Annotated in this window: 22 protein-coding genes and 1 pseudogene; 6 read left to right on the top strand and 17 right to left on the bottom strand. The window is 54.6% G+C overall.

Features of this window, described 5'->3' with window-relative positions; all coding sequences use genetic code 11:
- Positions 1–43: 43 nt before the first annotated feature.
- The 4 genes from ACT9TW_RS16170 to ACT9TW_RS16155 form a co-directional block, all read right to left on the bottom strand.
- Entirely contained in the window at positions 44–1,039 is a 996-nt protein-coding gene (locus tag ACT9TW_RS16170) for an LLM class oxidoreductase (protein WP_182060949.1), read from the bottom strand.
- A gap of 152 nt (positions 1,040–1,191) precedes the next feature.
- Complete coding sequence (locus ACT9TW_RS16165; protein WP_446493014.1) at positions 1,192–2,349, bottom strand: NADH-dependent flavin oxidoreductase; 1,158 nt, start codon at positions 2,347–2,349, stop codon at positions 1,192–1,194.
- A gap of 153 nt (positions 2,350–2,502) precedes the next feature.
- Positions 2,503–3,492 carry an LLM class flavin-dependent oxidoreductase gene (locus ACT9TW_RS16160; RefSeq protein ID WP_446493013.1) on the bottom strand — a complete coding sequence of 330 codons (990 nt, stop codon included), beginning with the start codon at positions 3,490–3,492 and terminating at the stop codon, positions 2,503–2,505.
- Between the two features lie 170 nt (positions 3,493–3,662).
- Positions 3,663–4,586: a LysR family transcriptional regulator gene (locus ACT9TW_RS16155; protein ID WP_182060946.1), complete on the bottom strand. Its 924-nt coding sequence runs from the start codon at positions 4,584–4,586 to the stop codon at positions 3,663–3,665.
- Positions 4,587–4,790: 204 nt separating this feature from the next.
- Here ACT9TW_RS16155 and ACT9TW_RS16150 point away from each other — a divergent pair, with 204 nt between their 5' ends.
- Both ACT9TW_RS16150 and ACT9TW_RS16145 read left to right on the top strand, forming a co-directional pair.
- Positions 4,791–5,702: a nuclear transport factor 2 family protein gene (locus ACT9TW_RS16150; protein ID WP_182060945.1), complete on the top strand. Its 912-nt coding sequence runs from the start codon at positions 4,791–4,793 to the stop codon at positions 5,700–5,702.
- A gap of 26 nt (positions 5,703–5,728) precedes the next feature.
- Complete coding sequence (locus tag ACT9TW_RS16145) at positions 5,729–6,250, top strand: NAD(P)H-dependent oxidoreductase (RefSeq protein ID WP_182060944.1); 522 nt, start codon at positions 5,729–5,731, stop codon at positions 6,248–6,250.
- A gap of 156 nt (positions 6,251–6,406) precedes the next feature.
- On the opposite strand, the gene paaY is transcribed toward ACT9TW_RS16145, so the two are convergent.
- The 13 genes from paaY to paaA all read right to left on the bottom strand — a co-directional run bounded on the left by paaY (position 6,407) and on the right by paaA (position 17,537).
- Positions 6,407–7,003 (bottom strand): phenylacetic acid degradation protein PaaY, encoded by a 597-nt coding sequence (gene paaY, locus ACT9TW_RS16140; protein WP_446493012.1) that lies wholly within the window; start codon positions 7,001–7,003, stop codon positions 6,407–6,409.
- A 9-nt stretch (positions 7,004–7,012) separates the two neighbouring features.
- Positions 7,013–7,948: a phenylacetic acid degradation operon negative regulatory protein PaaX gene (gene paaX, locus ACT9TW_RS16135; RefSeq protein WP_446493011.1), complete on the bottom strand. Its 936-nt coding sequence runs from the start codon at positions 7,946–7,948 to the stop codon at positions 7,013–7,015.
- Between the two features lie 79 nt (positions 7,949–8,027).
- A complete protein-coding gene (gene paaK, locus ACT9TW_RS16130) occupies positions 8,028–9,344 on the bottom strand; it encodes a phenylacetate--CoA ligase PaaK (protein WP_182060942.1) in 1,317 nt (438 codons plus the stop codon).
- Between the two features lie 26 nt (positions 9,345–9,370).
- Positions 9,371–10,573 carry a 3-oxoadipyl-CoA thiolase gene (gene pcaF, locus ACT9TW_RS16125; RefSeq protein ID WP_446493010.1) on the bottom strand — a complete coding sequence of 401 codons (1,203 nt, stop codon included), beginning with the start codon at positions 10,571–10,573 and terminating at the stop codon, positions 9,371–9,373.
- Complete coding sequence (paaI, locus tag ACT9TW_RS16120; RefSeq protein ID WP_014070176.1) at positions 10,573–10,995, bottom strand: hydroxyphenylacetyl-CoA thioesterase PaaI; 423 nt, start codon at positions 10,993–10,995, stop codon at positions 10,573–10,575. Before paaI ends, pcaF begins: the two co-directional genes overlap by 1 nt.
- A complete protein-coding gene (paaH, locus tag ACT9TW_RS16115; RefSeq protein ID WP_446493009.1) occupies positions 10,985–12,412 on the bottom strand; it encodes a 3-hydroxyacyl-CoA dehydrogenase PaaH in 1,428 nt (475 codons plus the stop codon). Before paaH ends, paaI begins: the two co-directional genes overlap by 11 nt.
- A 1-nt stretch (position 12,413) precedes the next feature.
- Positions 12,414–13,202, bottom strand: coding sequence for a 2-(1,2-epoxy-1,2-dihydrophenyl)acetyl-CoA isomerase PaaG (gene paaG, locus ACT9TW_RS16110; protein WP_088201862.1), 789 nt, complete (start codon positions 13,200–13,202; stop codon positions 12,414–12,416).
- A complete protein-coding gene (gene paaF / locus ACT9TW_RS16105; protein ID WP_446493008.1) occupies positions 13,202–13,969 on the bottom strand; it encodes a 2,3-dehydroadipyl-CoA hydratase PaaF in 768 nt (255 codons plus the stop codon). The genes paaG and paaF overlap by 1 nt, the downstream gene beginning before the upstream one ends.
- Positions 13,966–15,036: a 1,2-phenylacetyl-CoA epoxidase subunit PaaE gene (gene paaE / locus ACT9TW_RS16100; protein WP_446493007.1), complete on the bottom strand. Its 1,071-nt coding sequence runs from the start codon at positions 15,034–15,036 to the stop codon at positions 13,966–13,968. The genes paaF and paaE overlap by 4 nt, the downstream gene beginning before the upstream one ends.
- A 7-nt stretch (positions 15,037–15,043) precedes the next feature.
- Positions 15,044–15,541, bottom strand: a complete 498-nt coding sequence (paaD, locus tag ACT9TW_RS16095) for a 1,2-phenylacetyl-CoA epoxidase subunit PaaD (protein ID WP_182060937.1) — start codon at positions 15,539–15,541, stop codon at positions 15,044–15,046.
- Positions 15,542–15,552: 11 nt separating this feature from the next.
- Entirely contained in the window at positions 15,553–16,299 is a 747-nt protein-coding gene (gene paaC / locus ACT9TW_RS16090; RefSeq protein WP_446493006.1) for a 1,2-phenylacetyl-CoA epoxidase subunit PaaC, read from the bottom strand.
- Between the two features lie 8 nt (positions 16,300–16,307).
- Positions 16,308–16,595 carry a 1,2-phenylacetyl-CoA epoxidase subunit PaaB gene (gene paaB, locus ACT9TW_RS16085; protein ID WP_003857353.1) on the bottom strand — a complete coding sequence of 96 codons (288 nt, stop codon included), beginning with the start codon at positions 16,593–16,595 and terminating at the stop codon, positions 16,308–16,310.
- Positions 16,596–16,607: 12 nt separating this feature from the next.
- Positions 16,608–17,537 carry a 1,2-phenylacetyl-CoA epoxidase subunit PaaA gene (gene paaA, locus ACT9TW_RS16080; RefSeq protein ID WP_446493005.1) on the bottom strand — a complete coding sequence of 310 codons (930 nt, stop codon included), beginning with the start codon at positions 17,535–17,537 and terminating at the stop codon, positions 16,608–16,610.
- A gap of 284 nt (positions 17,538–17,821) precedes the next feature.
- On the opposite strand from paaA, the gene paaZ reads away from it, so the two are divergent.
- From paaZ to ACT9TW_RS16060, 4 genes and pseudogenes are all read left to right on the top strand, one after another.
- Positions 17,822–19,867, top strand: coding sequence for a phenylacetic acid degradation bifunctional protein PaaZ (gene paaZ / locus ACT9TW_RS16075; RefSeq protein ID WP_446493004.1), 2,046 nt, complete (start codon positions 17,822–17,824; stop codon positions 19,865–19,867).
- Between the two features lie 165 nt (positions 19,868–20,032).
- Positions 20,033–22,306, top strand: coding sequence for a primary-amine oxidase (tynA, locus tag ACT9TW_RS16070; protein ID WP_446493003.1), 2,274 nt, complete (start codon positions 20,033–20,035; stop codon positions 22,304–22,306).
- Between the two features lie 322 nt (positions 22,307–22,628).
- A pseudogene (locus ACT9TW_RS16065) lies at positions 22,629–24,592 on the top strand (alkyl/aryl-sulfatase).
- A gap of 70 nt (positions 24,593–24,662) precedes the next feature.
- A complete protein-coding gene (locus ACT9TW_RS16060; protein ID WP_446493002.1) occupies positions 24,663–25,769 on the top strand; it encodes a membrane-associated sensor domain-containing protein in 1,107 nt (368 codons plus the stop codon).
- The last annotated feature ends 26 nt before the right edge of the window (positions 25,770–25,795 follow it).

Here is a 25,795-nt window from a genome sequence, read left to right as displayed (position 1 = left end):
CGACAGGGAGCGAGCCACATTCCGCCCGCCCCTTGCCATGACCTTAAGATGCCGTAGCGTCATTAACCGGAGTTGCGCAGAACGACGGCAGAACATCCTCAATCAACTCCTGTAGTACCTCTTTCGCCGGACGCTGGCTTGGCTTGAGGTTCAGCGTGATATGCGATACGCCCACACCTTCCTGCTGCTTCCAGAATTCCATCAGCGTGTTACGCCCAGCGCGCAAGAAAATATTGTTGAACAGGCGTAAAGGCTCATTTGGATTTTCACTCAGCTCAAGGAAGTTTGCATAACCAAAGGGATGCCAGGTTTGACCATCGCCCAGCTCAGCAATTTCCTTCACGATAGCGCCGGAGCGTTTAGGATCAACACCGTGCCAAATCCAGGCATCGGAGTGATTCGCGATCCAGGACATATCCTGACGCGCACGACCAATCGTGATCATTGGCAGGCGCGGAACCGCGGGTTTTGGCACTAAATCAATCCCACCGTTGAAATTGCCGTAATATTCCGTCGTGCCTTTTGGAAAACTGTTCTCCGTGAGCAAACGAATAACATCCCACGCTTCCCTGAACCGGTCGGCACGATTGTTAAACTCATAACCAAACGCCGGGTACTCTACAGGACGGTCACCGCTCGACATGCCCAGCAGCAAGCGGCCGCCTGACAAGCGATCCACACTTGCCGCCTGTTTTGCCGTGAGTACCGGATTTCTCAGCGGGGAGACTATTCCGGCAGTACCCAGCGCAATATTTTTGGTCACAGCGGCCAGGTAGCCCAAATCAACCATCGGGTCATACACCTGACCTGCGTCACCAAAGTTGGGGTCGTAGAATGGGACATCACGCAACCACAAGGCAGAAATTCCGCCTTCATCCGCCATTTGTGCTAATTCACGGTGATCGTCCATATTCGGGATGGGACCTTCCGGATAACCCTTGAAGGGTGCGATAAGTCCGAAGGTCAGTTTGCCGGGCTGGAACACGCGTTTGAAAGCAGAATGCTGTTGCAGATGCGATGGTAATGTGAGTTGAGTCATTTGAATTCCTGCTGTTTAATTTAATTAGGTCTGTTGCAATAAAGTAAAACAAATATTCGGGAATGTGCTTCCCATGTGACGGGACGAATTTATTCAGTTAAGTAATAGGCAATAAAAAGCCCGCTACAGGAGCGGGCTTTGAGGGAAGATAATCAAAGATAGGTGACGTTATCTATCTGCCGTTTTGAGTCGTCATTAAGACCCAGAATATCAAATCCTGGCATGTCGCGTATAAATTCCAGGAATGGCGGTTTGATCCCTAAATCATCAAAGTCGGCGGCGTGGAGCTGGTAACGAATAGCCTCTTCATCGCCGGAGATAACTTTTTCCACCCAGTTAGGTTCAATAATGAGCTGGTGTCCAAGCGCGACAAAATCGATATCAGCTTGTACCACTTCCTCGGCTTGTTGAGGCGTGCGAACATTGCCAACGGCGATGATCGGCTTTTTCGGGCTAACTTTTTTCAATTGGGTAATAATAGGTTCAACGTTACCCTTATCACGCATCGACGTACGCCATACCGAGCCCATAGAAACGTGGATATAATCAAGCTCAGTATGCTGCAACTCGCCAATGAAATATTGAGTATCGTCCAGCGTAATGCCGGGTTCTTCCAGCTCTTCCGGCGACAAGCGGTACCCGACAATAAATGACGGAGAAGCGTATTTATTTTTTACTTTCATCACTTCGTCAATCACCGCCAGTGGCAGATTAAGTCTTTTATCCAGGCTGCCACCCCATTCATCGGTACGACGGTTTGAGTGTGGAGAGACGAACTGCTGTAACAGGTAGGTGTTTGCGCCATGAAGTTCGATGCCATCAAATCCGGCCTCAATGGCACGACGTGTAGCCTGGGCGAAATCTTTGATGAGGTTGACCACTTCATCTGCACTTAATTCTCGCGGTATTGCTGCCCCATTACGCGGGGCAGCAACAGCACTGGCGCTGACCGGCTGAAGGCCGCGAGTGATCCATGGGTTAGTCATACGACCTGCACTGAAAATTTGCAAAATGGCTTTAGCCCCGCGCGCCTTAATCGCATGTGCAAGTTTCGCTAGTCCTGGGATTTTGCTGTCGTCATCAGCACCTAATTGCCCTTCAAAGCCTTTCCCTTCTTTATTAATATAGGCCACAGGTGTAATAAATAACCCAACGCCACCTGCGCGCTGCTGCATATAATTAATTTCTTCGAGAGTCACCGTCCCATCTTCAAATGACATTTGCTCAGTCATCGGTGGCAGTACAACACGATTTTTAATGACGACACCATTAGGCAACGTGAAAGGTTTTAAAAAGCGATAATCCTTCATTTCAACTCCAGAATGAATGTGAAAACAACAACGTGATTTATCAAGTTTTCACATACTAGAGTAAATATTCGGGAAAGTGCTTCCCATAACCGGGGAATATAAGGAGCAAATTGCGGCAAACACATCATAGTATTCGCCGCATAGCTGTCAGGTTCAGGAGGCCTCAGCAATATCTCGCATCACTTCAGCGGCCAAAATATGAGATCGCTGACGGGCCAGCGGGTCATAGATGCGGCTGTCGATAATCAGTTCGTCAAACCCCGTGCTCGCGATAACCTCACGTAACCACGTGCCGACTTTCTGCTTATCTCCCGCAGCGGTAAACGCCATAACCTGATTTAACACCTGCCGCTCATGCGATGGCAGGCTGGCTATATAGTTTTCTACCGGTGGCTGAAGCAACCCAGGGCGTCCCATGTGTAAATCCAGCATCCATCGCTGATGTGAACTGGCAAGGTACTCTGCTTCCTCATTCGTGTCCCCCAGGAACAGATTCACGCCCGCCATCACGTAGGGTTCAGCCAACTGTGCTGAAGGCTTAAAATTGTTACGGTAATGCGCAATCGCCTGCATTAAGAAGCGTGGTGCAAAATGCGAAGCAAAGGCATACGGCAGCCCAAGTTTTGCCGCCAGATCGGCCCCGTGAAGGCTGGAGCCAAGTATCCACACAGGTACATCGTGCGGTTCCGGTACGGCACGTACGGGGCGTCGATGATTATCAGCCAGATAATCCATGACCTCCACGACATCCTGATTGAAGTCTCGCTCAGGCGTCAAACCACGCAAGGCGCGTACTGTGGCACCACCACTACCCGGCGCACGACCGACACCGAGATCAATACGACCTGGATAAAGCGCATCAAGCGAACCAAACTGCTCTGCCACCACCAAAGGCGCATGATTTGGCAGCATGATGCCGCCGGAGCCAACCCTGATAGTGTTTGTTGCCGCGGCAAGCTGAGCGATGATGAGGGAGGTAGCAGCCGAGCCAATACCCGGCATGTCGTGATGTTCGGCAATCCAGTAGCGACGAAAACCGTGCTGCTCGACAGTTACCGCCAGTTCACGCGATTCATTAATCGCGGTAGCCAGGTCCTTGCCTTCACCAATCATGACAAGATCTAATACAGATAAAGCGGTCATTGTAACTCCAGAATGAATGTTAAAAATAATAAGTAAATATTAATTTTTCACATACTAGAGCAAACATTCGGGAAAGTGCTTCCCATCATCAGGGAAACACTGGCGCAGATTAAGGTCAGACATTACTGTCTAAATAATAATGCCAGAACAATTAAATAAAAGCGTGAGAATTAATTTTGTGGCCTCTTCCAGGGCACACCATTTTCCGTCCAGTCTTCGGCAATCATATCGACAAATCCGCGTATTCTTGGCGATAGATGGCGTTTACTGGGATAAATGATTCTCACGGGTTCTGGGTCAACTTTGAATTCCGTCAGAATAGCGGTTAACTCACCGCGCTCCAGTGACTGGAACGCCAGGTAATCAGGCAACTGAATAATGCCAAACCCGGCAATAGCGGAAGAAAGCATCGCCTCTGAACTGTCGATGTCCATTCGGCCCGGTCCGTCGTAGAGGTAGTACCCATCAGGTGTTTGATACCGCCAGACACGGCGTTTATCGGCGCTGCGGAAAAAGATAGTGTCATGCCTGGAGAGATCTTCGGGCACGGCGGGTACACCGCGTAAAGAGAGGTATTCGGGTGAAGCGCAGGTCACCATGTGCTGAGTGGCAATAGTACGGGTTAATATCCTGGAGTCATCTTTCGGCTCGCCAATACGAATGGCGATATCGAACCCTTCTTCGATCAAATCAACATAGCGATCGCTGAACACAATATCTGCTCGTAATTCTGGCCATTTTTTTAAGAATCTGTCGATAACCGGCAGTATATGCCGCTGTCCAAGAGACAGTGGTGCGGTAAGGCGAAGCGTACCCGTCGGTTTTTCCCGCCGCAGCGCCATGGTGGCATCGACCTCTTCCAGATCTTCCAGAATCTGTTTACACCGGTCATACATAATCCGCCCTTCTTCCGTCAGGCTGAGCTGTCGTGTTGTTCTGTTAAGAAGGCGCACACCCAGCTGCGCTTCCAGCCGCGTAATACTCTTGCCAATAGCCGAACGTGAAAGGCCAACGCTTGACGATGCGCGGGTGTAACTCCCCGAGTCGACAGCCGCGACAAAGGCAGCAATATCACCAATACGATTCAGTTCCATCAGTTCACTCCCTGCATGGAAGCGTCTGCTTCCCGTGATATGGGAATCACATTCCCCAAATTTTCGATTACTCTTCGCATTAGCTTAACAACAAGACGTTAACAGAGAAGCTTTATTTTTCGTACATCTGCTATGCAGCACGTTTGACTAACAGACTTCCCACAGAACAGCTGGCGAAGTCATACTCAGGAAGTGAGAAAATTCATGATGTTAAAAGAATCTGATGCCATCCTTGATGACATTATTACCGCGTGGTCGGGCAAACGCCACTGGCCATCATTTATGGCCGATAATGTCGTTTACGAAAGTAATCACCAGGGAAGTGCTACCGGAGAATTTGCCGTCAGACAGCTGTTTGAAGATAACTTTCCCGGTGGAATGACCGTACAAGTCAATACCACCAATAAAGTTGTCCGGTCACAAACCCAATCCAGCACTATCGCTGCCTATTTTTACGGGAATACAACGGATACACGTTTGCAGAATAACGACGACGTGAATTACGGTGGAATGATTGTGATTAATACCTTTAGCGGGTCTGTCGAACGCGTACGCGTCCATTTGAACTGGCTAAAAGGTAACAAGAATATTGTGCATCACTGGCACTTCCCCTACGAGCGCCAATGGCAACCCGGTGACCGCGTTTCCCCTCTGATCAGTGAAATTGACGCCCCGTGGCACGCCTATAAGCAAGCGCCTACCCCTTTAAGTGACGAAGACGCAATTGCCGAAGCCTGGTTCCAGTATGCATGGGCGCTGGATATGGCGGATTATAGCTTGTTTACTGGCGCGTTTTCCGGCGATGCGACCGCAGACTTACCCCCTATGGGAAAACTAAAAGGGCGTCGCATGCTGGTAGCAACGCTAAAAGCCTTCAGAATGCCCTGGCCCTGGATTCAGCATTACGGTGTCCCATTGCAAATCGACATCGCTGAAGACCGCCAGTCTGCTTCATTGCTGCTTGGCCGCATTATTCCGGAGCAAGATAAAACTGCCGACGGCGAATCATTGTATGGTGCGCATTATAAAATTGAGCTGAAAAAAGAAGACGGCGAATGGAAAATGTCGCGCATGGATTATTTCCCTGGATGGTTCACAGTCAAAAACGAGGATTAATCTTGCATTTGGCAGGAATACCCATCATGAACAAAATAATTGGATTAACTGGCGTTATGAGCACCCCCTCAAGAACTGAAGGCCTGGTCGGTCATTTAACCGAAGCATTCGTTTCCCAAACGGGATATGAGCATTCTTTTATCAACCTGAAAGACTTTGGCGAGAGTCTGCCATTAGCAAAAACATTCACAGATCTCGACCAGAACGCACGGAAACGGGTTGATGAAATCATCAATGCAGATGCGCTGATCATTGGTGTTCCAACATGGAACGCCGGTTATCCGGGGATATTCAAGCATTTATTCGATCTGATTCCTCTGGATGCCCTTGTCAATAAGCCTGTAATGTTATCCGCAACAGGTGGTTCCGATCGTCACGCATTAATGCCCGAGTATCAGTTGCGGCCATTATTTACCTATTTACGGACGCGTGTTGCGACAACGACATTATTTGCCACTACGAATGATTTTGATGGTAACCAATGCTCACCAGAATTTGAAAATAGAATGCTTCGGGCAGTTGATGAATTAAAAGCTCTTGTTCATTGATTCCAAAGCAAACCATACGATCAGAAACAGAAACGAAGGTAAATTTATGCTCAGCAGACAGTTCATGCAAAACGGCAATTACCTCCGTTATCACAAGGAGATAATTGTCAGGAAAGGATAATCAAAATACCGTTTGTCGTTCCCGCCTTTACGCCCTCACCCTGCCGACTTCGGCCGTAAATTTTCATCAAATTCCAGCCGTTTGCGGCCAGGTTCTTCCTCACGCAGCGGCTCGACCTGGTACATGGTCAACTTACAGCGTTCAACCAGAACCTGGTATTCCCGTGTCCCCTGCATTTTCCACTCGATTTCCTGAGCGCTGAGTTCGCGTATCGCTTTAGCCGGGCTGCCAATAATCAAATGGTTTGCCGGCATCTCTGCCTTCGATTTCACGAATGCCGCAGCGCCAACAATGCTGTTTTCGCCGATCACAGCCCCGTCCATCACCACGGCATTCATGCCCACCAGCGCGTTACGCCGGATGACGCAGCCATGCAAAATCGCGCTGTGGCCGATATGTCCGTCCTCTTCCACCACGGTGTCTTGTTCTGGAAAGCCGTGCATCACGCAGTTATCCTGGATATTCGCCCCATCTTTCACCACGATACGACCAAAGTCCCCGCGCAGGCTGGCATTAGGGCCAACGTACACCCCTTTGCCCAGGATCACATCGCCAATCAGCACGGCGGTCGGGTGAACATAACTCTCTTCAGGCACAACCGGCGTCAGGCCGTCAATTTGATAAACAGGCATTCCCACTCCTTATGCGATAGTCAGGCCACCAAAGCGCTGGTAATAGAGCGTGCCAGGCACAGGCAATTCGCCTACCGAGGTTTCACCTTTCTCGCTGACAAACGCCAGCGCCCCCGGTGCTACGCGCTGGTAGATATTAATGCACAACTGTCTTGCGCTTTGTCCTGCCCAGTGCGCCGGGAGCAACTCCTCCGGCAGCAGCGGATCTTTAAGCACAACACGACGATAAAAGTGAATCAGTAGCAGCTGGATCTGGAAGCAACGTTCCGGCGTCAGCTCTTCCGGCGCTGCCTCTTTAAGCAGCGGCAGTAACGGACGGAATGAGTCGATAAACGCCTCATACATCGTATTCTGTTCAGTCAGTTGCCAGCACTCCTCCACGCGCGAGCGTAGAGCTGCGCGGGAGAGCGCCAGCGGTGAATGCGCTTCAAAAAAGATAACGTTTTCCGCCACACCCGCGTCATGCAGCAACGACTGCACATCTGCCAGATGCTGTGAAGGCGACGCCATCAGGCTCGGGGCCAGCGTGCCAAACCCCTGCCAGATCAGCTGTTTTTTCACGTCAGCGAGAGTGGTTTTATCCAGCCCTTCAGACAGTAACAACAGCCATTTTCCGTCCCAGGCGGGCAGCTCTGCGCGGTAAATTTTATTTTCCGCGCGACGGGTCAGACGTAGCCCTTTATCGCTCAGGCGGTAAAAACTGCGACGTCCGATGCGGGACACATCCAGCCAGCCCTCTTTGTTGAGGCGAAACAGCGCGGTACGCACAAAACGTTCGCCAAAGCCCATACCTTCGAGTAGTGCGGCAAGGCTCCCAAGCCAAATCTCGCCGCCGCGATGGGAAAGCGCATCACCATAGAGGGAAGAAATAAGCGAAGTACCGCTGATGGGAACCGAGCTGACAGCGTGCTGGATAAAGGCGTCGAGTTTATTCATGTGATTCATTCTGTTGTGATTTTTTTCCTGGATGAATCATAGCACAGTTTTAAAACACCCCTCTCTCCCCAGGAAAGAGGGGTGACGGTTAGCCGTTAGCGGCCACTTTACGCAGGTCGAACACGCGACACGCTTTACCTTCGGAGCGTGGGATACTGCCGCAGTTGACGATAGTGACGTCGGTTGAGATCCCCACCATCGACTTAATGCGGTGGCGCAGGTTATGGCACACCTGGCAGCGCTGCTCGTGGGTTAACGTCAGGCTACTCTCTTTCAGCTCGACCTTCACAGAAAGCGAATCAAGATGACCACGACGATTCACCTCCAGCTGGTAGTGCGGAGACAGGTGCTCAAACTTGACGATCTCCTCTTCGAGCTGTGACGGGAAGACGTTTACGCCGCGGATAATGAGCATGTCGTCGCTGCGTCCGCTAATCCGGTCCATACGACGCATGGTGCGTGCCGTACCGGGCAGCAGGCGGGTCAGGTCGCGGGTGCGATAGCGAATCACCGGCAATGCCTCTTTAGTCAGCGTGGTGAACAGCAGTTCGCCCAGTTCGCCATCTTCCAGTGGCGTGCCATCGTTCGGGTTTACAATTTCAGGATAGAAATGGTCTTCCCAGATTGTCGGGCCATCAGCGGTTTCAATGCATTCCATCGCCACGCCCGGGCCCATCACTTCTGACAGACCGTAAATGTCCAGCGCGGTAATGCCCAGACGTTTTTCGATTTCACGACGCATGGCCTGCGTCCACGGCTCTGCGCCAAACACGCCCACGCGCAGGGAACACTGGCTGGCATCGCCACCCATCTGGCGCTCAAGCTCTTCAATCAGGTTGAGGCAGTAAGATGGCGTCACCATGATCATGTCCGGCTGGAAATCACGGATAAGCTGCGCCTGTTTCTCGGTCTGACCGCCGGACATCGGGATCACCGTGGCCCCTAAACGTTCTGCGCCATAGTGCGCGCCCAGCCCGCCGGTAAACAGCCCGTAACCGTAGGCCACGTGGATTTTATCTTTCGCGCTGCCGCCTGCGGCACGCAGAGAGCGGGCGACGATGTTGGCCCAGGTATCAATGTCATTCTGGGTGTAACCCACCACGGTCGGTTTGCCGGTCGTGCCGGAAGAGGCGTGGATACGCACCACCTGCTCCATCGGCACGGCAAAGGTATCGAACGGGTAGTTATCACGCAGATCCTGTTTAGTGGTGCACGGGAATTTGCGGATATCGGCCAGCTCTTTGAAATCATCAGGGTGAACGCCCGCCGCATCAAACTTGCGTTTGTACATTGGTACGTTGTTATAAGCATGGTTCAGCGTCCATTTCATGCGCTCAGTCTGCAACGCCTGTAACTCATCAAAGGACGCGGTTTCGATCGGATCAAGCTTTGTTGTATTTGTCATTGTAGGGTACTCACATTGTTTTTCGCTCAAACACGCTCAAGGATCATGGCAATGCCCTGACCCACACCGATGCACATCGTACAAAGCGCATAGCGCCCGTTGCGTCGGTGCAATTCGTTGCTCGCCGCCAGCGCCAGTCTGGCACCGCTCATACCGAGCGGGTGGCCTAACGCAATCGCCCCCCCGTTCGGGTTAACATGCGCGGCATCATCCGGTAAGCCCAGTTGACGCAACACACCCAGCGCCTGCGAAGCAAAAGCTTCGTTAAGCTCAATGACATCCATATCGTTAATGCTTAGCCCCGCACGCTCCAGCACTTTACGGGTCGCCGGAACCGGTCCCAACCCCATCAAGCGCGGTTCAACGCCTGCCGTTGCCATTGCCACAATGCGCGTGCGTGGCACTAAACCTTGTGCCAGCGCCATGTGCTCGCTGGCGATAATCAACGCTGCCGCACCGTCGTTCACGCCAGAGGCGTTCCCCGCCGTGATCACACCGTTTTTACGAAACGGCGTTTTCAGCGCAGCCAGCTGTTCCAGGGTCGTCTCGCGAGGATGTTCATCAACGCTGATTTCCGTTACGGCCACTTTTTTGCCCGCCACCAGCACCGGCACAATTTCCTGAGCCAGAATGCCGTTCTGCTGAGCCAGCGCAGTACGCTGCTGGCTACGCAGCGCGAAGGCATCCTGGTCGGCACGGCTAATATTTAACAATTCAGCTACATTCTCTGCCGTTTCCGGCATACTGTCAGTTCCGAATTGCTGATGCATGAGCGGATTCACAAATCGCCAGCCGATCGTGGTATCGAACATCTCCGCCTGACGCTGAAATGCCGATGTCGCTTTGCCCATCACAAACGGGGCGCGGGACATTGACTCCACACCACCGGCAATCAGCAGATCGCCGTCGCCTGCTTTAATGGCGCGTGCCGCAAAGCCAATGGCATCCAGCCCGGAGCCACACAGGCGGTTAATCGTGGTGCCAGACACCGTTTGCGGCAACCCGGCAAGCAGCGCCGACATACGTGCCACGTTGCGGTTGTCTTCCCCGGCCTGATTCGCGCAACCGAAGATCACATCGTCTATGCGTTCTGCGTCCAGCTGTGGGTAGCGTGTCAGCAATGCACGCAGCGGCACTGCACCTAAATCATCGGCACGGACGCCCGACAACACACCGCCATAACGCCCCACCGGGGTACGAACACCATCACAAATAAATGCATCACGCATCAGGCTTCTCCTGTCACACTGCCGCCAATGCGGTGAGATTTACCGCGAAAGAGAGCGACCGTTTTTTGTTGTTGGTTTTGGATTTCAATGTCGTACACGCCGGTCAGTTTGCCCTGATGCTTAACCCGCGCGATGGCGGTCAGCTTGTCCCCGGCAAATCCCGGACGCAGAAAGTCGATGGAGCAGCCAGACGCCACTGCCGCCAGCCCCTGGCTGTTGCAGGCATAAGCGAATGCAGTATCTGCCAGCGAGAACAGCTGGCCGCCGTGGCAGGTTTTGTGGCCGTTGAGCATCTGCGGGGTGATGGTCATCGTCACCACCGCGTACCCTTCGTCCATTTCGATAATGTCGATCCCCAGCGCCTGGGCGCAGGCATCCTGTTCATACATCGTACGGGCGTTATGCCAGGCGTTATGACTCATAGCTACTCTCCAGAAGCGCACGCTGGCGCAGCAGTGAACAGGGGCGATAACGTTCCTCGCCGTAGTGGCGTTGCAGGTTTTCCAGCAGCACTAACAGGCGTTGCCAGCCCAGACGTTCGCCCCAGGCAATCGGTCCGCAGGGGTAATTCACGCCAAGGCGCATCGCGGTATCAATGTCTTTCTCGCTGGCGACCCCTTTTTGCAGGGCGTCCAGCGCTTCGTTAGCAATCATCGCCACCGTGCGCCAGATGAGCAGGCCAGGGTAATCTGCAATCTGCACCACCCGTTTTCCCTGCTGTTGCAGCCAGAAAATGGCTTTTTGCGTGGCCGAATGCGGGTTACTGGCGGCAGCGGCGATCACCGCCACATCGCCTTCCATCCGATCGACCACCACCACCGGGCTGTTTAAACGCAGCGCCAGCGCCTGGGCGGTCTCCCCCTGGGTTTCAATCAGCAGCAGCTCATCAATTTCAGTGACACCGTCACTTCTTCGCTGCGTGTTCATCGGGCTAAAACTGTCGCTGACAGCATCGAGCCACTTCACGTCAGGTTTATTCCCATTCCAGTCGTACACGCCCTTTCCGCTCTTTTTACCCAGACGCCCGGCCAGCACCAGCTCTTGCTGGACCAGTGATGGCAGGAAACGACGCTCCTGCCAGAAGGCGTTGAATACCGAACAGGTCACGGCAAAATTGACGTCCTGACCAATCATGTCGGTCAGCTCCAGCGGCCCCATTGGGAACCCGCCGCCTTCGCGTAACGCGGCATCGATGACTTCGGGCGCAGCCACCTGTTCTTCCAGCGCACGCCAGGCTTCAGAATAGAAAGGACGCGCCACCCGGTTAACGATAAAGCCCGGCGTGGACTGGCAGCGCACAGGCTGTTTTCCCCAGTTTGTTGCCAGCTCGCACAGTTCGTCCGCCACTTCCGGAGATGTCGCCAGCCCGCTGACCACTTCGACCAGCTTCATCACCGGGGCCGGGTTGAAAAAGTGCAGCCCGGCTACGCGCTCAGGATGACGAATATCTGCCGCAATCGCGGTGACGGAAATGGACGAGGTATTACTGGTCAACAGCGTCTGCGGCTGGCAAATCTCGGCCAGTTGAGCAAACAGCGCCTTTTTCACTTCCAGGCGTTCGGATGCGGCTTCAATCACCAGATCCGCCGCAGCAAGCGCGTTAATATCGGTTACCGGAATGAGCCGGGCGAGGATCTGGCCGCTGGCATCCGCAGACAGTTTTCCGCGCGTCACGCGGGATGCCAGGCGCTGACGGATACCGTCAATGGCACGCGAAATGGCGGCAGCGGCGATGTCGTAAATCAGGACCTGATGGCCGTGGCTGGCTGCCACTTCAGCGATCCCGGCGCCCATCGTGCCGCTGCCAATCACGGCAACAGTGCGAATATTCATCACCATTTTATTTCCCCGTGAAGTTCGGCGTACGTTTTGCCAGGAAAGCGCTCACGCCTTCGCGATAGTCGTCGCTGCGCCCGGCCAGACGCTGGTAATCACGCTCCAGGTCGAGCTGCGCATCCAGCGTATTGGTTTCGGCGGCGTTAATGGCCTGCTTGATAAGCCCCAGGCCAAAGGTCGGCTGGGAGGCAAAGTGCAGTGCCATCTGCTGGGCGGTACTGGAAAGTTGCTCGTCATCCACCACCTGCCAGATCATCCCCCACGCCTGCGCCTGCTCGGCACTCAGTTTGTCTCCGAGCAGCGCCAGGCCCATGGCACGGGCGCGTCCTGCCACGCGTGGCAGCAGCCAGGTACCGCCGCAGTCCGGCACTAAACCAAGCTTACTAAAGGCCATGACGAAATTTGCTGAACGCGCGGCAATCACCATATCGCAGCCCAGCGCCAGGGTTGCACCCGCGCCCGCCGCCACGCCGTTTACCGCGGCAATGACCGGTTTTGGCAGTTTCGCCAGGCGGCGCACCAGCGGGTTGTAGAAGGTTTCCACGGACATTCCCAGATCCGGCGCCGGGCCGTTCGGGTCGACGTTGCGGTCGTTAAGATCCTGCCCGGCGCAAAAACCGCGCCCCGCTCCGGTTATCAGCAAACAGCGGATGGTGTCATCACGCTCGGCCTGTTTCAGGCATTCGGAAAGTTGCTGATGCATGACATCGTTAAAGCTGTTTAAACGCTCCGGGCGATTGAGCGTAATGGTCATTACGCCTTGCTCTACTTGACTCAGAATAAATTCCACAATTAGCGTCCTTTAAAGTCGGGGGTGCGTTTTTGTAAGAAAGCCTCGATACCTTCACGGCGATCGTCAGTGGCTGAAAGTAACGTAAACAGCTGTCGCTCTTGCGCCAGCCCGGCCTGGAGCGGCACTTCCTGAGACTGACGCAGTGCCTGTTTCGCAGCCTGTAACGCCAGCGGCGAGTGGCGCGCCATCAGCGCCGCCTGCTTCAGGGCATATTCCAGCGTCAGCGGCGCAGGGAAGATATCGCTCACCAGCCCGGCGTGTTTCGCCTGCTGCGCGGTAATGCTTTCACCGGTCAGCACCATTTTGCTGGCCAGCGATTTCCCCACGCTGCGAATAAGCCGCTGCGTACCACCAGCACCCGGCATAATGCCGAGGGTGATTTCCGGCAGCCCAAAACGCGCGTTGTCACCGGCGATCACCACATCGCACAGCAGCGCAAGCTCGCAGCCCGCACCCAGCGCAAAGCCGTTAACGGCGGCAATCAGTGGTTTAGGAAAGGCGTTAATCCGCGCCCACAGCTGGGGGCGAATGTCATTCAGCGTGGCAGGCAGATCTTTTTCCGCCATTTCGTTGAGATCAGCCCCTGCGGCAAAGCAGCGTTCGTTGCCGTAAATCACACAGGCCGAGATATCACCATCCACCGCCGCGGCTTCCAGTTCAGTGGCAAGCTGGGTCAACAGCGCATTGTTCAGGGCATTGCGCGCGGCCGGGCGGTTCAGCGTGAGCTGCAACACGCGGCCATGACGGGTGACAATCAGTTCGCTCATGCCATCCCCTTCGCATCAAAGTCGACAATGACGTCAGCGGTTAGCGGCAGCGCCTGGCAGCTCAGCACGTATCCGGCAGCCAGTTCGTCCGGCTCCAGGCTGTAGTTAGTTGCCATATCCACTTTGCCGCGCACCACTTTGCATTTACAGGTGGCGCACACGCCGCCCTTGCAGGCATACGGCAGGTCAGCGCCCTGACGCAGGGCCGCATCAAGAATGCTTTCGTCGTCAGCGGTCAGGGTGATTTCGCGGTCACGGCCATCCTGACGCACGGTCACTTTTTGCCCCCGCGCCTGCACGCTGAGGGTACGTTTCACGCCAGAGCCAGGGGTATTAAAGCGCTCAAGATGGATGGCTTTTTCCGGCATCCCCAGCGCTTTTAACGTCGCTTCGGCATCGTCCATCATTGCTGACGGACCGCAGATAAAGGCTTCGTCATACTGACGGAAATTGATCAGGGTCTTTGCCAGCGCCTGAAGTTTTTCGCCATCAATACGCCCGTGCAGCAAATCGCTGTCGAGGGTTTCCTGGCTGAAGATGCACACCAGTTGCAGGCGCTGCGTGTATTTGTCTTTCAGGTCAGCCAGCGCCTGACGGAACATCATGCTCTGGCTGCTGCGGTTACCGTAAATCAGGGTGAAATGGCTGTTCGGCTCGGTGGTCAGCGTGGCGGACAGGATCGCCAGCATCGGGGTGATCCCGGAGCCCGCGGCAATGGCCAGATAGTGACCTTCACGTTCGGCCTGCGGCTGGTAGCCAAAGTGCCCTTGCGGAACCATGACCTCCAGGGCCATGCCCTGTTTGATCTCATCCCTGGCGTAGCGCGAAAAGCGCCCCCCTTCGATGGCTTTCACGGCCACGCTGATTTCGCCAGGCGTCACGCTGCGACAGATAGAGTAGCAGCGGCGCAGTTCATCACCGCCCAGCGTGGCTTTAAGGGTCAGGTGCTGCCCCGGACGAAAGCGGTAAGCCTCCTGCAACGCCTGTGGTACCGCAAAGGTAATGGTCACCGCATCGCGGGTTTCGGGTTCTACTTTTGCCACAGTTAAGGAGTGAAACGTTGTCATGGCAACCTCAAATACATTTGAAATAGTCGAAAGGTTCACGGCAGCTATTGCAGCGATAAAGCGCCTTGCAGGCCGTCGAACCAAATTCACTGATAAGCGAGGTGTCGGTGCTGGCACAGCGCGGGCAGCTGACTTCAGCCGGTGCATGGGCGTGGCAGCTGTGGCCGACTGGCGGGCTGATGCCATATTCACGCAGACGCTCGCGGGCATCGGCGGTCATCCAGTCGGTGGTCCAGGCTGGCTCAAGCTGCAACACGATATGCACAGGGGTAAAACCGTGCGCCGTCATCGTTTCGCGAATGGCACCCAGCAGGTGTTCCGTTGCCGGGCAGCCCGAATAGGTTGGCGTAAAACCAATCACCCAGCCTTCGCCCTGCGCGGTAACGCTGCGAACCATCCCTAAGTCGGTGATGGTCAGAACCGGCACTTCCGGGTCCGGGATCTGGCTCAACAGCGACCAGATTTGCGGGATTTCCGCAGGGGCAATCTCGACGAAACGTTGCATAACCGCTCTCCTTACCACTGCTGGCCTGGGTTGACGCGCTGGAGATATTGCATCTCTGCCAGCATCGGCCCCAGGTGTTCGGTGTGCAGCCCTTTCTTGCCGCCGGTGCGATACGCAACTTCTTCTGGCACGTGCAGCTCGGCTTCCTGCAATCCGGCAAAGACTTCGCTTTCCCAGCCCTGACGCAGTTCGCGCGGATCAACGGCGATACCCTCTTCAATCAGCGCCAGCTCAACGTCATCGGCTTCAAACAGCTCTGCCGTAAAGCGCCACAGGTTATCCACCGCCTGCTGCATCCGCTGCGCGGACAGTTCCGTGCCTGCCCCCAGGCGGACCAGCCAGCCACGGCTAAAGCGCAGGTGATAACGCGCTTCTTTAATTGCTTTCGCGGCAATAGCGGCCAGTTGGCGATCGCGGCTCTGGGTTAACCGGCTGAACAGCTCCACGTGCCAGGCATCCATAAAGTACTGGCGGGCAATGGTATCGGCGAAGTTGCCGTTTGGTTGTTCCACCAGCAGTAGATTCTGGAACTGGCGCTCATCGCGGCCATAGGCCAGCGTGTCTTCATCGCCCAGGCCTTCCAGCTCTGCCGCGTAGGTCAGGAAATTGCGCGCCTGCCCAAGCACATCAAGGCCGATGTTGGCCAGCGCCAGGTCAATTTCCAGCTCCGGCGCATGGCCGCACCAGGCGCCAAGACGCTGTGAAAGCACCAGACCGTTGTCGCCCAGACGCAGGGCATATGCAGTTGTTGTTTTCATCCCTGACCTCACATGTGCTCGATGCCATCAGGGATGGTATAAAACGTCGGGTGGCGGTAGACCTTGCTTTCCGCCGGGTCGAAGAACTCACCGCTCTCTTCCGGCTGTGAAGCTACGATCTCACTCGCCTTCACCACCCAGATGGAACAGCCTTCGCTGCGACGGGTGTAAGCATCGCGTGCATTTTCCAGCGCCATGCGATCGTCGGCAGCGTGGAGGCTACCCACATGACGGTGGGACAACCCTTGTTTGGATCGCACAAAAACTTCGTATAACGGCCAGTAAACATTGCTCATTGTTGTTTCCTCTTATGCGACCTGACGGGCGCGCTGTTTTTCTGCGTGCACCAGTGCGGCTTCGCGCACCCACGCCCCGTCTTCCCAGGCTTTTCGCTTTGCGGCCAGGCGTTCGTGGTTACACACGCCGCGCCCGTTAATCACGTCTTCAAATTCGTGCCAGTCAATTTCACCGAAGCGGTAATGGCCGCTCTCTTCGTCAAAACGCAGGTCGGCATCCGGTACGGTCATGCCCAGCATTTCCACCTGCGGTACGGTGTTATCAACAAAACGCTGGCGCAGCTCGTCGTTGCCAAAGCGTTTGATTTTCCAGGCCAGGCTGCGGGCGCTGTTTGGCGAGTTGTCATCGTTTGGCCCGAACATCATTAATGCCGGCCACCAGAAACGGTTGATGGCGTCCTGCAACATCTGACGCTGGGATCCACTGCCCTGCGCCAGCGCCATGCAGGCTTCAAAGCCCTGACGCTGATGGAAACTCTCTTCTTTACAGATTTTCACCATCGCACGGGCATAAGGGCCATAAGAGGTACGGCACAGGGCCACCTGGTTGACGATGGCGGCACCGTCCACCAGCCAGCCGATCACGCCAATATCGGCCCAGCTCAGTGTCGGGTAGTTAAAGATGGAGGAGTATTTCATCTGACCGTCGAGCATCTTCTGGTAGATGTCTTCCCGCGCGCAGCCCAGCGTTTCAGCCGCGCTGTAGAGATACAAACCGTGTCCGGCTTCATCCTGCACTTTCGCCAGCAGAATCGCTTTGCGTCTCAGCGTCGGGGCGCGGGTGATCCAGTTCCCTTCAGGAAGCATCCCGACAATTTCAGAGTGCGCATGTTGTCCAATCTGGCGGATCAGCGTCTTGCGGTAGGCATCAGGCATCCAGTCCTGTGGCTCGATGGCCGTCTCCTGCGCTATGCGCTGCTCAAAGCGTTGTTCTTGCATCACATCATCACCTTTATGATTCGTTAACTGATTACGTTAAGTGAAATGGTGAATCACTTCATTTCTTAAAAGTTACACAAAGGTTAAATACAACCCCAAGAAACGTTTGTGTAATTTGTGACATCGCTCGCAAGGCTTTTCAAACCTGGGGGAAGCACACAGAAGAATGGAAGGGTGTTTCGTCAGGTGAGATCACAATGTTAACAATTCATTAAAACATCGCTTGATTTTTATGATTCGCGATCAAAGTATTTATAGTGAAATCACGTAACACTTGGAGATAAGAAATGCAGCAGTTAGCCAGCTTCTTGTCCGGCGCCTGGCAGTCTGGCCGGGGCCGTGAGCGCCATATTCATCATGCCATTAGCGGCGAAGCACTGTGGGAAGTGACCAGCGAGGGTCTGGATATGGCGGCGGCTCGCCGTTATGCCATTGAGCATGGCGGTGAATCACTTCGCTCCATGACCTTTATTGAACGCGCTGCCATGCTGAAAGCGGTGGCAAAACACCTGCTGAGCCAGAAAACAGTGTTCTATGCGCTGTCGGCACAAACCGGGGCAACCAAAGCCGATAGCTGGGTCGATATCGAAGGCGGTATCGGCACCCTCTTCACCTACGCAAGCCTTGGAAGCCGCGAACTACCGGACGATACGCTGTGGCCGGAAGACGAACTGATCCCGTTATCAAAAGAAGGCGGGTTTGCCGCACGCCATGTCTTAACGTCCAAATCCGGTGTGGCGGTACACATCAACGCCTTTAACTTCCCCTGCTGGGGAATGCTGGAAAAACTGGCGCCGACCTGGCTTGCCGGGATGCCTGCCATTATCAAACCCGCCACCGCTACCGCGCAGGTGACGCAGGCAATGGTGAAATCCATCGTCGACAGTGGCCTGGTGCCGGATGGGGCAATCAGCCTGATTTGTGGCGGTGCCGGGGATCTGCTGAGCCAGCTCGACAGCCAGGACGTGGTGACCTTTACCGGCTCCGCCAGCACCGGGCAGAGCCTGCGCGTACACCCGAACATTGTCGCCAACTCAATTCCGTTCACCATGGAAGCCGACTCGCTGAACTGCTGCGTGCTGGGCGACGATGTCACCCCGGAACAACCAGAATTTGCCCTGTTTATCCGCGAAGTGGTGCGGGAAATGACCGCCAAAGCCGGGCAGAAATGTACCGCCATTCGCCGCATCATTGTGCCGCAAAGCCAGGTGGATACCGTGAGCCAGGCGCTGATTGCCCGCCTGGAAAAAGTGGTGGTGGGCGACCCGACGCAGGAAAGGGTAAAAATGGGCGCACTGGTCAACCACGAACAGCGCGCAGATGTGCAGGAAAAAGTGGATCTGCTGATTGCCGCAGGCTGCCAGGTTCGCCTGGGGGGCAAAGCGGATATGCAGGCGGCTGGCGCGTTCTTCCCGCCAACCCTGCTCTTCTGCCCTCAGCCTGATGAAAGCCCGGCAGTCCATTCCACTGAGGCCTTCGGCCCGGTTGCCACGCTGATGCCATACCGCACCGCCGACCACGCCATGCAGCTTGCCCGTGCGGGCGGCGGCAGCCTCGCCGGGACGCTGGTGACAGCAGATTTAGCGATTGCCCGCCAGTTTATTGCCGGTGCCGCGCGCGCTCACGGACGCATTCAGATCCTCAACGAAGAGTCCGCCAAAGAATCTACCGGGCACGGTTCTCCGCTGCCGCAACTGGTTCACGGTGGCCCGGGACGCGCGGGTGGCGGTGAAGAGCTGGGTGGTTTGCGGGCAGTAAAACATTACCTGCAACGCACGGCCATTCAGGGCAGCCCGTCGATGCTGGCGGCGATCGGCAAACAGTGGGTTCGCGGCGCACAGGTGCAGGAAGACCGGGTTCATCCGTTTCGCAAATACTTCGAGGAGTTACAGCCGGGTGATAGCCTGCTGACACCGCGCCGTACCTTGACGGAAGCCGATATCGTCAACTTTGCCTGCCTGAGCGGCGATCATTTCTACGCTCACATGGACAAGATTGGCGCAGCGGAATCTATCTTCGGCGAACGCGTGGTCCACGGTTATTTCCTGATTTCCGCCGCTGCGGGTCTGTTTGTGGATGCGGGCGTGGGGCCGGTGATTGCCAACTACGGCATGGAAAACCTGCGCTTTATCGAGCCGGTCAAGCCAGGCGACACCATTCAGGTTCGCCTGACCTGCAAACGCAAAACGCTGAAAAAACAACGTGCCGCCGATGAAAAACCGACAGGCGTGGTGGAATGGGCGGTTGAGATCTTCAACCAGCATCAGCAAGCCGTTGCCCTGTATTCCATTTTGACGCTGGTCGCGCGCCAGCAAGGCGATTTTGCAGAGTAAGACGCTACGCGCTTTGACCGGGGATGTGATTTACCCCCGGTCTTTTTTTAACCTGGCAAGACTGACAAATAACCTGGCAGATGCAGGCAAACGCTTTTCACACAGCCCTGCCAGGATAACGCTGGCACAACACAAAAAACACAACAAAACAAAATGAGGTCAACGATGGGAAGCAACTCTTCTTTTTCTGCCCGTAAAACGGCACTGGCCATGGCAGTTGCTCTGATTTGCGCCTGGCAAACCCCTGTTTTCGCCCACGGCAGTGAAGCGCACATGGTTCCGATGGACAAAACGCTTCAGGACTTTGGCGCAGATGTGCAATGGGATGATTACGCTCAGATGTTTACCATCGCCAAAGACGGTGCATTTGTGAAGGTCAAGCCAGGTGCGAAAACGGCGATCGTCAACGGCAAAACCCTGAAGTTACAGGTGCCCGTGGTGATGAAGGGCAAAAAAGCCTTTATCTCTGATACCTTCATCAACGATGTTTTCCAGTCCGGCCTCGACCAGACCTTCCAGGTAGAGAAACGTCCTCACCCGTTGAATGCGTTATCTGCCGATGAAATTAAGCAAGCCGTAGAGATTGTTAAATCCTCTGCGGATTTTAAACCTAACACCCGCTTCACCCAGATTGCGCTGGCCGAGCCGGAAAAAGCCAAAGTCTGGGACTTTGTGCTGAACGGCACGGCGGTAGATTCCCCTCGTCAGGCGCAAGTCACTATGCTTGACGGTAAACACGTCATTGAAAGCCTCGTTGATCTGAAAGACAAAAAAGTGCTGAGCTGGGAGCCAATCAAAGATGCGCACGGTATGGTGCTGCTTGATGACTTCACCGCCGTACAGCAGATTATCAATGACAGCCCGGAATACGTTGAAGCGCTGAAAAAGCACGGCGTAACCGATCCGAAGAAAGTGATCACCACCCCGCTGACCGTGGGTTATTTTGACGGCAAAGATGGTCTGAAGCAGGAAGACCGCCTGCTGAAAGTGGTGAGCTACCTCGATACCGGCGACGGTAACTACTGGGCGCACCCGATTGAAAACCTGGTGGCCGTTGTCGACCTGGAACAGAAGAAAATCCAGAAAATCGAAGAAGGCGCCGTGGTGCCAGTGCCAATGGCACCGCGTCCGTATGATGGGCGCGATCGCATAGAGACGCCGAAAAAACCACTCGAGATTATTGAGCCGGAAGGCAAGAACTACACCATTACCGGTGACATGGTGCACTGGCAGAACTGGGACTTCCACCTGAGTCTGGATTCCCGCGTGGGGCCGGTTATCTCTACCGTGACCTACAACGATAACGGCAAAAAACGCCAGATTATGTACGAAGGTTCTCTGGGCGGGATGATCGTGCCTTACGGCGACCCTGACGTGGGCTGGTACTTCAAAGCGTATCTGGATTCCGGCGACTACGGTATGGGCACCCTGACCTCTCCGCTGGTGCGCGGCAAAGACGTCCCGTCTAACGCCATATTGCTGAATGAAACCATCCCGGATTACACCGGTGCGCCAATGGAGATCCCACGCGCCATCGCCATTTTCGAGCGTTACGCGGGCCCTGAGTACAAGCATCAGGAGATGGGTCAGCCGAACGTCAGTACCGAACGCCGCGAGCTGGTCGTGCGCTGGGTCAGTACCGTGGGTAACTACGACTATATCTTTGACTGGGTGTTCCACGAAAACGGCACCATCGGTATTGATGCCGGTGCAACCGGGATTGAAGCGGTGAAAGGCGTGCTGGCGAAAACCATGCATGATGCCACCGCCAAAGACGACACCAAATACGGCACGCTGATCGACCATAACATCGTCGGCACCACCCACCAGCATATCTATAACTTCCGTCTGGATATGGATGTGGATGGCACCAACAACAGCCTGGTGGCAATGGACCCTGAAGTGAAGCCAAACACCGCGGGCGGCCCACGTACCAGTACTATGCAGATTAATCAGTACAATATTGATACTGAACAACAGGCCGCGCAGAAATTTGACCCGGGCACCATCCGTCTGCTGAGCAATACCAGCAAAGAGAACCGCATGGGTAACCCGGTTTCGTATCAGATTATCCCGTATGCCGGCGGTACTCACCCGGTTGCCACTGGGGCAAAATTTGCGCCGGATGAGTGGATTTACCATCGTCTGAGCTTTATGGACAAGCAGCTGTGGGTCACGCGTTACCATCCGAACGAGATGTACCCGGAAGGGAAATTCCCGAACCGTTCCACCCACGACACGGGCCTCGGCCAGTACAGCAAGGATAACGAGTCGCTCAACAACGAAGATGATGTGGTCTGGATGACAACCGGCACAACCCACGTTGCCCGTGCCGAGGAGTGGCCAATCATGCCAACGGAATGGGTTCACACCCTGCTGAAACCATGGAATTTCTTCGACGAGACGCCAACGCTCGGCAAGAAAAAAGAGGATAAGTAACCGCAGACAAGCCGGGCATAATGCCCGGTTTATTTATCAGCCTGATGCGCCAAATCAGTACAATCGCAAGGATATATTATTCATCCTTCCCGAATTGTAAGGGTTAATTAACAACAACCTGCGAATAATTACCGCCATATCTTATTTAGCGCGCCCTCCTCTCTTTCAATTCAATAAGTTATTTTGCGTTCATTCACTTGCTGAATGAATTCCCTCGATTATATTTATTCATACTTTGCTCTCTATTTTATTTCTTGAACCACTTTCAGCCAGGACACGAAGTTCACACCCATGACGTCGTACAATCACTGAGAGGTTTAGGATGAAATTCAATTTGATAGTCAGGAGTCTCGCGCTGGCGGGATTTTTTATTTCAGCAAGTACCTCCATTGCAGCCGAAACCCAGAAGGACGCGTCCGCTGCGACACAACAGGCAAACAACGCCCTGTATAGCCAGTTACCGTTTTCTGATAACACCGATTTTACCAACGCCCATAAAGGCTTTATTGCCCCTATTCCGCAAGAGGTTATCAAAGGGGAGCAAGGGAATGTTATCTGGGATCCGCAACAATATTCTTTTATTAAAGAAGGCGATAAATCTCCGGATACGGTTAACCCAAGTTTATGGCGTCAATCTCAGCTGATTAATATTAGCGGGCTGTTTGAAGTGACGGAGGGGGTGTATCAAATTCGCAATCTTGATCTGTCGAATATGACCATCATTGAGGGTAAAGAAGGTATTACGGTTGTTGACCCGCTGGTATCGGCAGAAACCGCAAAAGTCGGGATGGATCTTTATTATAAAAATCGTGGTAAAAAACCGGTGGTGGCAGTTATCTATACCCACAGCCACGTTGACCACTATGGCGGTGTGCGCGGCGTGATTGACGAAGCGGATGTGAAATCCGGCAAAGTGAAAGTGTACGCACCTGCCGGGTTTATGGAAGCCGCTGTTGCGGAAAACATTATGGCCGGTAACGTGATGAGCCGCCGCGCCAGCTACATGTACTAAAACCTGATGCCAAAGGCCAGGTGGGCGCCGGGCTGGGTACGACAACCTCTGCGGGGACTGTCACCCTTATTGCCCCGACAAACATCATTGAAAAAGATGGCCAGAAAGAGGTTATTGACGGCCTGACCTATGACTTTATGCTCGCGCCAGGTTCGGAAGCGCCATCAGAAATGCTCTGGTATATCGAAGAGAAGAAACTGATTGAATCCGCCGAAGACGTAACCCACACGCTGCACAACACCTACTCCCTGCGTGGGGCGAAAATTCGTGAGCCACTGCCGTGGTCGAAATACATCAACGAAGCCATTGTGCGCTGGGGTGATAAAGCTGAAATCATCATGGCACAGCACCACTGGCCTACCTGGGGCAACGATAACGTGGTCAAACTGCTGAAGAGCCAGCGTGACCTGTATCGCTATATCAACGACCAGACGCTGAGAATGGCAAATGAAGGCCTGACGCGCGATGAAATTGCCGCCAACTTCAAGCTGCCGGATTCGCTGGCGCACACCTGGGCAAACCGCGGGTATTACGGTTCAGTCAGCCACGACGTGAAAGCTACCTATGTGCTCTATCTGGGCTGGTTCGACGGCAACCCGGCAACGCTTGATGAACTGCCGCCGGAAGAAGGCGCGAAGAAATTCGTCGAGTACATGGGGGGCGCGGACGCCATCCTGAACAAAGCGAAAACCGATTTTGACCAGGGTAACTATCGTTGGGTGGCGCAGGTGGTCAGCAAAGTGGTATTTGCCGACCCGAACAACCAGGCGGCACGTAACCTGGAAGCCGACGCTCTGGAGCAGCTTGGTTATCAAGCGGAGTCTGGCCCGTGGCGTAACTTCTACCTGACCGGGGCGCAGGAGCTGCGTAACGGCGTGGTGAAAGGCCCAACCCCGAACACCGCCAGCCCGGATACCGTGCGGGCCATGACGCCAGAAATGTTCTTCGATTATCTGGCGGTGCATATCAACGGCCAGAAAGCCGGGGATGCGAAATCGGTGTTTAACATCGATCTCGGCAACGATGGCGGCAAGTATAAGCTGGAGCTGGAAAACGGCGTGCTGAACCACACGGCAAATGCCGAAGCCAAAGACGCCGATGCGACCCTGACGTTAAATCGCGATACGCTGAACAAGATCATCCTGAAAGAAGTCACGCTGAAGCAGGCGCAGGATAGCGGTGATATCAAGATCACAGGTGACAGCGCGAAACTGGACGCTATGCTGGGATATATGGATAAATTTGAATTCTGGTTTAACATAGTGACACCGTAACGTTAAATACTGACGGGCGGATTATCCGCCCGTTTTTCTTCCACTCCATTTGATACGGAAATCGGCTTTGATGGAAAAAAGACACAATACAACGTCCGACCTCGCCACCTGGCCTACCCGTAAATCGATGGTGCGTCACGGCCTGGCAATGAATCTGCCGTGGCTGGCTTTTGTGAACGTGAGCTTCGCGCTCATGCTCCTGCTGCGCAACGTCCTGTTTGGTGATATCGACAGTCTGATTGGTACGACGAAGCAGCTGGCGTTGATGGTGGATACCTCAATGCTGGGGATTGTCATTATCTCGGCGGCCCTGCTGGTCATGGCCTGGCAACATATCGCCGGGATCAGCATCGTTTTGTTTATTTGTAGCCTGCTGTGGGCGATATGCGGGTATCTGTTAATCGTTTTAGTGCAACTTCCTCACGCATGGCCAATCTTCATTGTGCTGCTTTTAGCGGGCATGACGGCACTCTATTTTCACCCTTCCGGGCTGTTGGCTTTTGTTATACCGCTGTGGCTTAGCTTGCCCGTTTCCAGTATCGCCCTGAACCAGGGTGTTAACCTGCGTTTTGCCGTCATCTGGATTGTGTTTACCCTTATTCTGATCTGCGGGCGCTTTATCCTGTTGAGCTGGTTCGAAGAGGCCTGGCGGCGCAACCAGCAGAACCAGCGCTTAATTTTGCGGCTCGATGCGCTGGCACATCTGGATGCATTAACCCAGACGGCAAACCGGCGGGCGATGGAAACCGTGCTGGAGAACGCGGTTGATCAGAAAAAAGCCTTCTCGCTGATTATGCTCGATGTCGATTATTTCAAGCTTTATAACGACACTTACGGCCACCAGGCCGGTGATGACTGCCTGATGCGCGTGGCGCAGGTGTTGAAGAAATCGGTGCGTACGCCGCACGATGTCGTGTCTCGCTACGGCGGCGAGGAGTTTGTGGTGATCCTGTTCGACTGCCCGGAAAACATGGCGGAACAGGTTGCCGTGCGTATTCAGGATGGACTGCGCGAAGCGGCTATCCCGCACAGTGCCTCAAAAGTGAGCGGTGTGGTTACCGCCAGCATGGGCATTGCGGCCATGGAGGAGGGGCTGGCCGGGACGGAGATTATCGCTCGCGCCGATGCGGCGCTGTACCGGGCGAAAGAAGCCGGTCGGGACCGGTGGTCGCATTAAAAAATGCCGGGTGGCGGCTGCGCCTT

The sequence above is a fragment of the Enterobacter sp. C4G1 genome (genome assembly GCF_052886895.1).
The sequence above is the reverse complement of the archived record's forward strand: the minus strand, read 5'-3'. Positions and strand labels throughout refer to the sequence as shown.

Bases quoted from the DNA above. Each gene is read 5' to 3' on its own strand.
- ACT9TW_RS16170 (WP_182060949.1), bottom strand. From the start codon at position 1,039: ATGACTCAACTCACATTACCATCGCATCTGCAACAGCATTCTGCTTTC.
- ACT9TW_RS16165 (WP_446493014.1), bottom strand. From the start codon at position 2,349: ATGAAGGATTATCGCTTTTTAAAACCTTTCACGTTGCCTAATGGTGTC.
- ACT9TW_RS16160 (WP_446493013.1), bottom strand. From the start codon at position 3,492: ATGACCGCTTTATCTGTATTAGATCTTGTCATGATTGGTGAAGGCAAG.
- ACT9TW_RS16155 (WP_182060946.1), bottom strand. From the start codon at position 4,586: ATGGAACTGAATCGTATTGGTGATATTGCTGCCTTTGTCGCGGCTGTC.
- ACT9TW_RS16150 (WP_182060945.1), top strand. From the start codon at position 4,791: ATGATGTTAAAAGAATCTGATGCCATCCTTGATGACATTATTACCGCG.
- ACT9TW_RS16145 (WP_182060944.1), top strand. From the start codon at position 5,729: ATGAACAAAATAATTGGATTAACTGGCGTTATGAGCACCCCCTCAAGA.
- paaY (WP_446493012.1), bottom strand. From the start codon at position 7,003: ATGCCTGTTTATCAAATTGACGGCCTGACGCCGGTTGTGCCTGAAGAG.
- paaX (WP_446493011.1), bottom strand. From the start codon at position 7,948: ATGAATCACATGAATAAACTCGACGCCTTTATCCAGCACGCTGTCAGC.
- paaK (WP_182060942.1), bottom strand. From the start codon at position 9,344: ATGACAAATACAACAAAGCTTGATCCGATCGAAACCGCGTCCTTTGAT.
- pcaF (WP_446493010.1), bottom strand. From the start codon at position 10,573: ATGCGTGATGCATTTATTTGTGATGGTGTTCGTACCCCGGTGGGGCGT.
- paaI (WP_014070176.1), bottom strand. From the start codon at position 10,995: ATGAGTCATAACGCCTGGCATAACGCCCGTACGATGTATGAACAGGAT.
- paaH (WP_446493009.1), bottom strand. From the start codon at position 12,412: ATGGTGATGAATATTCGCACTGTTGCCGTGATTGGCAGCGGCACGATG.
- paaF (WP_446493008.1), bottom strand. From the start codon at position 13,969: ATGAGCGAACTGATTGTCACCCGTCATGGCCGCGTGTTGCAGCTCACG.
- paaE (WP_446493007.1), bottom strand. From the start codon at position 15,036: ATGACAACGTTTCACTCCTTAACTGTGGCAAAAGTAGAACCCGAAACC.
- paaD (WP_182060937.1), bottom strand. From the start codon at position 15,541: ATGCAACGTTTCGTCGAGATTGCCCCTGCGGAAATCCCGCAAATCTGG.
- paaC (WP_446493006.1), bottom strand. From the start codon at position 16,299: ATGAAAACAACAACTGCATATGCCCTGCGTCTGGGCGACAACGGTCTG.
- paaB (WP_003857353.1), bottom strand. From the start codon at position 16,595: ATGAGCAATGTTTACTGGCCGTTATACGAAGTTTTTGTGCGATCCAAA.
- paaZ (WP_446493004.1), top strand. From the start codon at position 17,822: ATGCAGCAGTTAGCCAGCTTCTTGTCCGGCGCCTGGCAGTCTGGCCGG.
- tynA (WP_446493003.1), top strand. From the start codon at position 20,033: ATGGGAAGCAACTCTTCTTTTTCTGCCCGTAAAACGGCACTGGCCATG.
- ACT9TW_RS16060 (WP_446493002.1), top strand. From the start codon at position 24,663: ATGGAAAAAAGACACAATACAACGTCCGACCTCGCCACCTGGCCTACC.